This window comes from Synechococcus sp. R3-13 (genome assembly GCF_047462195.1).
Taxonomy (GTDB): domain Bacteria; phylum Cyanobacteriota; class Cyanobacteriia; order Thermostichales; family Thermostichaceae; genus Thermostichus.
On the sequence record NZ_JANSIO010000005.1, the window covers coordinates 1 to 3,083 of the forward strand.

2 protein-coding genes and 1 pseudogene are annotated in these 3,083 nt (G+C 54.8%); 1 reads left to right on the plus strand and 2 read right to left on the minus strand.

All coding sequences use genetic code 11. From position 1 onward, the window contains the following. Nucleotides 1–292: 292 nt before the first annotated feature. Entirely contained in the window at nucleotides 293–1,336 is a 1,044-nt protein-coding gene (locus NW856_RS00065) for a DUF58 domain-containing protein (RefSeq protein ID WP_414398416.1), read from the plus strand. Between the two features lie 103 nt (nucleotides 1,337–1,439). Here NW856_RS00065 and NW856_RS00070 read toward each other — a convergent pair. Further along, a pseudogene (locus tag NW856_RS00070) lies at nucleotides 1,440–2,399 on the minus strand (patatin-like phospholipase family protein). Between the two features lie 64 nt (nucleotides 2,400–2,463). Beyond that, nucleotides 2,464–3,083 (minus strand): histidine phosphatase family protein (locus tag NW856_RS00075; RefSeq protein ID WP_414398418.1); only part of this gene is annotated, 620 nt, incomplete at its 5' end.

A 3,083-nucleotide genomic window follows, 5' to 3' on the forward strand; every position in this document is an offset into this window, starting at 1 on the left:
AATCCTCTCAGAAAAAACCTGCCCGTAGCACTGGTTATGGTGATTTCAAATTACACTGAAGCAGCTTGTAGATTCCAGACCTCTTTCTCCTTTGGAGAGGGGCCGGGGATGAAGGAGTGATGAGGGGACTGCGGTGTTGTGGAAACGAAGCCGAAAACTAGTTCCATTACTGCTTCAACGGACGGGAAGCCTGGGGATCTTCTCCTCAGAGCAGAAATCAGGGCGCCAGGTTCGTTTTCTGCGCCGCTTCCGCTTTACCCGTATTGGGGGGCGGTTTGTTGGGATCGCCCTGTTGGTAAGTATTGCTGCTTTCAACACCGGCAACAATCCCCTGTACTTGTTGCTGGGGATGCTGCTCAGCCTTATTCTCATCAGTGGTACCCTCTCTGATCTCACCCTCAAAGATCTGGAGGTCAGCCGGCAGTTGCCTAGCCGCATTTTCGCCGGCCAGCCTGTCTTGGTGGGTCTCACGCTGGTCAATCGCAAACGGCGCCTGCCCAGCTTCTCGTTGCAGGTGAGCGAACGCATTGAGGGGCTGAGGCGGGAAGATTGGCCTTCCAGCTATGTTTTGCGGGTGGATCCCGGTGCCAAGGTGGACACTTTTTACCAGCATACTTTTTCAAGGCGGGGAGCCTGGCAGTTGCAGGGTTTTGAAGTTGCCACCAGCTTCCCATTTGAACTCTTCCGCAAGGCGGTAGAGATTAGGGATCCCCAAACGGTGATCGTGTTTCCGCGGCTCGCCCCGGTTCAAGGATTGGCGCTGTGGGATCAGCTCAGCAGCGGCAACCAATTGCGCCCCCAGCCTGGTCGAGAGGGAGACTACCTGAGCTTACGGCCCTACCGACCCCACGACGATGTGCGTTCTGTCCACTGGAAGATCTCGGCCAAACGGGACCAACTGATCGTGCGGGAGTTGGAGCGTCCACGAGCCCAGGCCATCACCCTCTGTTTTGAAAACCGCTGGCAGCCCCAGAAAGAGAGGCCCGAGATCCATCGAGACAAGTTGGAGCGAGCTGTAGAGCGCTGTGCCGGGATCCTCTTCTACTTGATGCGAGAAGGTTACCCGGTAGCACTTGTTACGTTACAAGAGCGGACTCCTTTTGGGTCAGACCTGGCCCATCAAGATCACCTGCTGACCGTGTTGGCACGACTTACTTTTGTCGGGGATCCCCAGCTCAGCCCTCCACTGGAAAGAGAACCTGATCCCTCTGTCAAGTTTGACCTCACCCCTCAAGATCGCTGTGTGCTGCTGGCCCATCCCGACCAGGATGGAAAATCTGCCCCGGCCCATCTCATCCACACGGGATCGCTGTTGCAATTTATCCCAATTGAGTGAGCTTCAGGCCCATTTTGATAGCAGGATCCATCTGAGATTGTTTGGAAAGCTTGGGCGCAGATCCTTGCAAAGCTTTAGGTTAAACTGCTGAAGAAGTGGTGGTTCACTGCTCCAACTTTTGTCGCAATTCTGGAATGGCCCGCCGCATTTGTCGATAGCCCTCCTGAATAATCGGATCTGCTTGATGAAAATCGAAGATCCCATACTGGCTCAGCTTGGGTTGTAAGAGCAAATCCGGCGGATGTTCGGCTAAAACACTGCGGGTAACGATTTGCTCCATCACGTTCAACGTCTTGCCAATAACGTCGAAAATATTGGGACCAGAGGGCTCATCTGGAAACCATTTGCTAATTTTTTCTTGGATCCCTTGTTGTAGGGATTGATAGCGTTTGCGAATGCGGGTGATGAAGTTGGTTTCTTCTTCGATCACTTCTCCTTCAGCATTCAAGCGCTGTCGCCGTTGAAGGGTTTCTTCCACCTCTGTTTCTTCCAGTTGCGACTCCACATCCGCGGGATCCACATGGTTGAGATTGACCGCAACAACAACATCGGCCCCCATCTCCCGCACCACTCGCACCGGCACCGGATTGACAATGCCTCCATCTCCGAGATAGCGCCCTTCGTAGTAAAAGGGTGTAAAGATCCCTGGGATAGAGATGCTGGCCCGCACGGCATCTGCCATTTTGCCCGAACGCAACAGCACCTCCTAGCCTGTGATCAAGTCGGTAGCCACACAGCAAAAGGGGATCCCGGCCTCTTCAATACACAGCTCTTGCAAATGTTCTGTCAGCAGCTCATAAATTTTGTTGCCATCCAGCAGGCCACAGGTGGGAAAGACCACATCAAACAAAGACAGGATCATCTTCCAGTTGAGATCTCGCACAAAGTCTTCCAGCTCATCCAGTTCTCCCGCTGCATAAATGGCTCCCACAAAAGCGCCAATGCTCGTCCCGGCAATGTAGTCAACGGAGATCCCAGCCCGCTCTAGAGCTCGAATCACACCAATATGAGCCCATCCCCTCGCTCCGCCGCTGCCCAGTGCTAATCCCAGTTTTTTGCCCATGATTGCTCCCTCAAAAAGAGACCCAAAAGACCTCAAGAATCCTAAACCTTGCTCCCTCTAACAATTAGGTACCTGCCCTTTCCCGCAGATCGGAAGGCAGATAACTGCGTTCCCCTAAGATTTCCAGAAGGGGGCCATAGCGGTCGAACTTGACCACGCTGACCGAGGCGGCCAAAACCTCAATGCGATCCCGGTAGCGACCCAGGTCGATGCCCAGCAGGCTGCAGAGAATAACCCGAATGGTGGCCTTGTGGGAGACGATCAAGACGTGGCCGCCTGTCCATTTTTCCTGGATCTCGGCCACAACCGGCATGGCCCGATTGGCAATTTGCACGGCGGTTTCTCCCCCTGGGGGCGCGTTCCAGGCCGGCTCGGTCATCCAGCGCCAATAGGCTTCTGGGTAGGCTTCTTGCGCCTCAGCGTGGGTTTTGCCCTCCCACTCGCCGTAGTGAATTTCTCTTAGGCCCTCTCGAATCTGCATCTCCAAGCCAACTTTCTCGGCCAGGGGGCTTAGGGTAGCCAAGGCGCGCCGCATTGGGCTGACGTAGAGAGCTTGCCAAGGGATCCCAGCATAGGCTGCGGCAAAGGCTTCTGCCATTTGTTTGCCTTCGGGGGTGAGGTCGGGATCGAGAGCGCCGCAAAAGCTGCCGGAACGGCTGTAGGGAGTTTCTCCGTGTCTAAGGA